The sequence below is a fragment of the Mycobacterium sp. TH-M11 genome (assembly GCF_057473725.1).
On the sequence record NZ_JBYCLD010000480.1, the window covers coordinates 1 to 5,759 of the forward strand.

Sequence of the window (5,759 nt, forward strand, 5' to 3'; positions counted from 1 at the left end):
GGGCGGCCGAGGCTCCGCCGCCGCCGACGACGTTCACCACGACGCCGGCCAACCCGGCGCCGAACGCGCCGAAAATCAGCTGCACCGAGTTGATCGCGGTGGCGGCGGCGCGGCCCTCGGCGGGATCGTCGACATCGCTCATCGCCCACGCCGACAGGTGCGGGTAGGCGGCGCCGACGCCGACACCGACGGCCAGCAGGGCGCCCGCGCACGCGACGACGATGCCCGCCGTCGCGCCCTGTACGTGTGCCAGTCCGGCCAGCGCCAGACCGCCGGCCATCACCAGGGGCGCGGCGACAACCACCGAAACAATGGTCCGGGATCGGTTGAGTGACCCGCTGGTCAGCCCGCTGATCGTCCATCCCAGCGACAGGGCCGCGCCGAGCAGACCGGCCAGGATCGGCCCGAGATGGGCCAGCCGTTGGCCGAACAGCGGCACGTAGAGGTCGACCTTGGTGGCGGCGACCAGCAGCCCCAGCGTCAGATACACCCACTTCAGCGGGCCGAAGCCGTAGACGCTGGCGGGCAGTACCGCGGTGTCCATCCGGCGGTCGACCACCAAAAAAGCGCCGATCAGTACCGCGCCGAGCACCAGTAATCCCGCGGTGGCCAAGGTGTTGTGCGGCACCGAGGCCACGCTGACCGCCAGCGCGGACGCACCCAACAGGACCACCGACGGAACCGGAATCCGGGCGGGGTCGCGGTCAGGTGGCTGTTCGGAGCGGTCTGTCGTCACCAGGCCAGGCGCCAGGATGGCCATCCCCACGCTCAGGATTGCCAGCAAACCGAACGCCCAGCGCCAGGCGCCCAACTGCGCGAACAATCCCCCCAGCGCGGGGCCGACCAGGGCACCGATGCCCCACGTCGAGGCGGCCAAAGCGGAACCTCGGCTCCACAGTCTTCGAGGCAGCACGGAATTGATCACCGCAAAGCTCAGGCCGCACAGCAGGCCGCCCGCGAATCCCTGGAAGAAGCGCCCGACCAGCAACACCTGCATGGTGGGGGCGGCGGCGCAAATCAGACTGCCGACCGCCAGGACGGCGAAGCCAGCCAGGTACGACACACATGCGCCGATGCGATGCAGCAGCGCGTTCACCGACGCCGCGGCGACCACCGACCCGACGAGGTACAGCGTGGTCACCCATACGTACATACGCTCGCCGCCGATCTCACTGATCGTGCTCGGCAGCATGCTGATCGTCAGGAACTCGTTGGTGGAATACAACACCACGCCCCCGGCGACCACAGCGGTCGTTCGCGAATAGGGAGAACTCCACAACTCACGCCAATGGCCGGTGGTGGACTGTTCGTGCTCCGCTAGATTCACCACCGCTGACCTACTAAACCAGGTTTCAGACGGGGAGTCGAGCCGCCGAAAAAGGGGTAGCCACGTTTGTCCAGTGTGCGCAGACGCCGGTCGCAGGGCACTGACCTGCGACGTCGGGGCCTGACTTGCTGGGAATACGATGTGGATCGCAACCGCGGATATCTTTCCGGCGAGCATCATCGGCGCACTTAGCCACGTCGCCTACCATCGTCCCTCGTGCCCCACGACGACACTGAGCGATCCTCGCATCGGCTCGCCCGGCTGATCGCCGTCGTCGCGGGAATCGCCGGCGCGCTGCTCTGCACGGTGGTTCCGCTACTTCCGGTGACGCAGACGACGGCCACGATTCTGTGGCCGCAGGGCCTCGCAGCCGGCCACGTCACCGACATCACCGCGCCGCTGGTGTCCGGGGCGCCGCGCGCGCTGGACATCTCCATCCCGTGCTCCGCGATCGCCACGCTGCCCGCCGACGGCGGCCTGGTCGTCTCGACGCTGCCGGTCAACGGGTTCGAGACCGGCAAAAACGGGCTGTTCGTGCGGGCCGGCAAGGACTCCGTCGTGGTCGCGTTCCGCGACTCGGTGGCTGCGGCCGCGCCGCGCTCCGCCGTGGCCGCCGGCGCCTGCAGCGCGCTGCACATCTGGGCAAACGCGGGCGGTGCCGGTGCGGATTTCGTCGGAATCCCCGGCGCGAACGGCACGCTGGCGCCGGAAAAGAAGCCGGCGGTCGGCGGGATCTTCACCGACCTGAAGGTGCCCGCGCAGCCGGGCCTGTCGGCGCGAGTCGACGTCGACACCCGCTTCATCGTCGTGCCCACACCGCTGAAGTCGGTGGTGATGGCGCTGGGCACGCTCTCGGTGCTGATCTCGATCCTCGCGCTGGCCGTGCTGGACCGGCAATCGGGACGCCGGGCGCCGCGCAACCTCAAGGCCTGGTTCAACGTCGGTTTCGCGACCGGGCTGGCCGACGCCGGGGTGATCGGGACGCTACTGCTCTGGCATGTGATCGGTGCGACCTCCTCGGACGACGGCTACAACCTCACAATGGCCCGGGTCTCCGGGCAGGCCGGCTACGTGGCCAACTACTACCGCTACTTCGGCACCAGCGAAGCTCCCTTCGACTGGTACCAGTCGGTGCTCGGCCACCTCGCCTCGGTGAGCACCGCGGGCGTGTGGATGCGGCTACCCGCCACGCTGGCCGCCATCGCCACCTGGCTGATCATCAGCCGCTACATGCTGCGGCGGCTGGGGCCCGGCCGCGGCGGCCTGGCCGGCAACCGGGTGGCGGTGTGGACAGCCGCAGCGGTGTTCCTGGCGGCCTGGCTGCCGTTCAACAACGGCTTGCGGCCCGAGCCCTTGATCGCCTTGGGCGTCGTACTCACCTGGATGCTGGCCGAGACCTCCATCGCGACGCGTCGGCTGGTGCCCGCGGCGGTGGCGATCATCGTCGCGACGCTGACCGCGACACTGGCGCCGCAGGGTTTGGTCGCCGTCGCCGCGCTGCTGGCGGCGTCGCGGCCGATCGCACGGATCATTGAGCGGCGCAAACCCACCGACGGGCTGCTGGCGCCGCTCGCGGTGCTTGCCGCCGCGCTGTCGCTGATCGCCGTGGTGGTGTTCCGGTCGCAGACGCTGGCTACCGTGGCCGAGGCGGCGCGGATCAAGTACAAGGTCGGCCCGACGATCGCCTGGTATCAGGAGTTTCTGCGCTACTACTTCCTCACCGTGGAGAGCAACGCCGAAGGCTCGATGACGCGGCGCTTCGCGGCGCTGATCATGCTGATGTGCCTGTTCGGCGTGCTGGTCATCCTGCTGCGCCGCGGCCGGGTGCCCGGGGTGGCGAGCGGACCGGCGTGGCGGTTGATCGGTACATCCGCGATCGGCTTGCTGCTGCTGCACTTCACGCCGACCAAGTGGGCCATTCAGTTCGGCGCGTTCGCCGGGCTGGCCGGAGCGCTGGGCGCCGTCACCGCGTTCGCGATGGCCAGGATCGGGCTGCACAACCGCCGCAACCTGACCCTGTACGTGACCGCGCTGCTGTTCATGCTGGCGTGGGCCACCTCGGGCATCAACGGGTGGTTCTCCGTCAACAACTACGGCGTCCCGTGGTTCGACATCCAGCCGGTGATCGCGAGCCACCCGGTCACGTCGATGTTTTTGGCGCTGTCGATCGCGACGGGTCTGCTGGCCGCCTGGCAGCACTTCCGGATGGACTACGCCGGCCACACCGAGGTCGCCGACACCCGGCGCAACCGCGTGCTGGCGTCGACGCCGCTGCTGGTGGTCGCGGTGATCATGGTGTTCGGCGAAGTGGCTTCGCTGGGCAAGGGCGCGGTGCTGCGCTACCCGCTCTACACCACCGGTAAGGCCAACTTCTCCGCTCTCGTGTCGGGGTTGTCGTCGTCGAGTTGTGCGATGGCCGACGACATCCTGGCCGAGCCCGACCCCAACGAGGGTGTGCTGCAACCGATGCCAGGTCAGGAGTTCGGTCCCTACGGTCCGCTGGGTGGGGTCAACCCGGTCGGTTTCACGCCGCAGGGTGTCGGCGACAACCTGCAATCCGACCCGGTGGTGACCAAGCCCGGCGTGGTGAACTCCGACGCATCGCCCAACAAGCCGAACGCCTCGATCACCGACTCGGCCGGTACCGCCGGCGGGAAGGGCCCGGTCGGCGTCAACGGCTCGGCGGCCGCGCTGCCGTTCGGCCTCGATCCGGCGCGCACGCCGGTGATCGGCAGCTACGGCGAAAACACCCGCGCCGCCACCGCCACCTCGGCGTGGTACCAGCTGCCGCCGCGCACACCGGACCGGCCGCTGGTGGTGGTCGCCGCCGCGGGGGCGATCTGGTCCTACAAAGAGGACGGCGACTTCTCCTATGGCCAGTCGCTCCGATTGCAGTGGGGCGCAGCCAAACCGGACGGCAGCGTGCAGCCGCTCGGGTTGATGTTCCCGATCGACATCGGCCCGCAGCCGGCGTGGCGCAATCTGCGCTTCCCGACCAGTTGGGCGCCGCCGGAGGCGAACGTCGCCCGCATCGTCGCCTACGACCCCAACCTCAGCGAGGACCAGTGGTTCGCGTTCACGCCGCCGCGGGTGCCGGTGACCACGACGCTGCAGCACCTGATCGGTTCGCAGCGGCCGGTGCTGATGGATATCGCCACTGCAGCTAACTTCCCGTGCCAGCGCCCGTTTTCCGAGCACCTGGGGATCGCCGAGCTGCCCGAGTACCGCATCCAGCCCGATCACAAGCAGACCTCGGCGTCGTCGAACCTGTGGCAGGCGTCGAAGTCTGGGGGGCCGTTCCTGTTCACCCAGGCGCTGATGTGGACGTCGACGGTGCCCACGTATCTCAACGGCGACTGGTACCGCGACTGGGGTCAGGTGGAGCAGTATCACCGCTGGCTGCCCGATGACGTGGCGCCGCTGGCCGCCGTCGAACAGGGCGCCACGACCGTATCCGGCTGGAGCCGGCAAGGACCGATTCGAGCACTCCCGTGAGCGCGCCGACAGACACCGTGCTCCATGACAACGTGAAGGCGACGCGCTGGGTCGCCACCATCGCCGGGATGATCGGCTTCCTGCTGTCGGTGGCCACCCCGCTACTGCCCGTCGTGCAGACCACCGCCGACCTGAACTGGCCGCAGAACGGCCAACTGAAAAGCGTGACGGCTCCGCTGATTTCGCTGACGCCGGTGGACTTCCACGCAGAAGTGCCGTGTCAGATCGTGCGCGACCTGCCCGCCGAGGGCGGCGTCGTGTTGGGCACCGCGCCGCGAAAAGGCAAGGACGCCAACCTGCAAGCGTTGTTCGTCGTCGTCAACAAACAGCGGGTGGACGTCACCGACCGCAACGTGGTGATCCTGTCGGTGCCGCGCGACCAGGTGGAGTCGGCGGGGTGTCAGCACATCGACGTCACCTCGACGCTGGCCGGCACCTACGCCACCTTTGTCGGCCTCAAGGACCCGGGTGGCAAAGAGCTGCGTAGCGGCTACCCCGACCCCAACTTGCGCCCGCAGGTCGTCGGGGTGTTCACCGACCTGACCGGTCCCGCGCCCCCGGGGCTGAGGATGTCGGCCACCATCGACACCCGATTCTCCACCACGCCAACCACATTGAAGCTCGTCGCGATGGTCGGGGCGATGCTGGCAACGATCGTCGCGCTGATCGCGTTGTGGAAGCTGGACCAGTTGGACGGCCACCGGATGCGCCGGTGGATACCGGCGAACTGGCGGACCTTCACCCTTACCGACGCGACGGTGATCTTCGGGTTCGTGCTGTGGTGGGTGATCGGGGCGAACTCCTCGGACGACGGCTACATCCTGGGCATGGCCCGCGTCGCCGACCGGGCCGGCTACATGTCCAACTATTTCCGCTGGTTCGGCAGCCCGGAGGACCCGTTCGGCTGGTATTACAACCTGCTGGCGTTGATGACCCA

At 68.7% G+C, this 5,759-nt stretch carries 3 protein-coding genes; 2 read left to right on the forward strand and 1 reads right to left on the reverse strand.

Annotated features, from left to right (window positions below):
* A partial coding sequence (locus AC2VOG_RS18450) for an MFS transporter (protein ID WP_486941281.1) occupies window positions 1-1,327 on the reverse strand: 1,327 nt, incomplete at its 3' end.
* Window positions 1,328-1,543: 216 nt separating this feature from the next.
* On the opposite strand from AC2VOG_RS18450, the gene AC2VOG_RS18455 reads away from it, so the two are divergent.
* Complete coding sequence (locus tag AC2VOG_RS18455; RefSeq protein WP_486941282.1) at window positions 1,544-4,822, forward strand: arabinosyltransferase domain-containing protein; 3,279 nt, start codon at window positions 1,544-1,546, stop codon at window positions 4,820-4,822.
* Between the two features lie 68 nt (window positions 4,823-4,890).
* A partial coding sequence (locus tag AC2VOG_RS18460; protein WP_486941283.1) for an arabinosyltransferase domain-containing protein occupies window positions 4,891-5,759 on the forward strand: 869 nt, incomplete at its 3' end.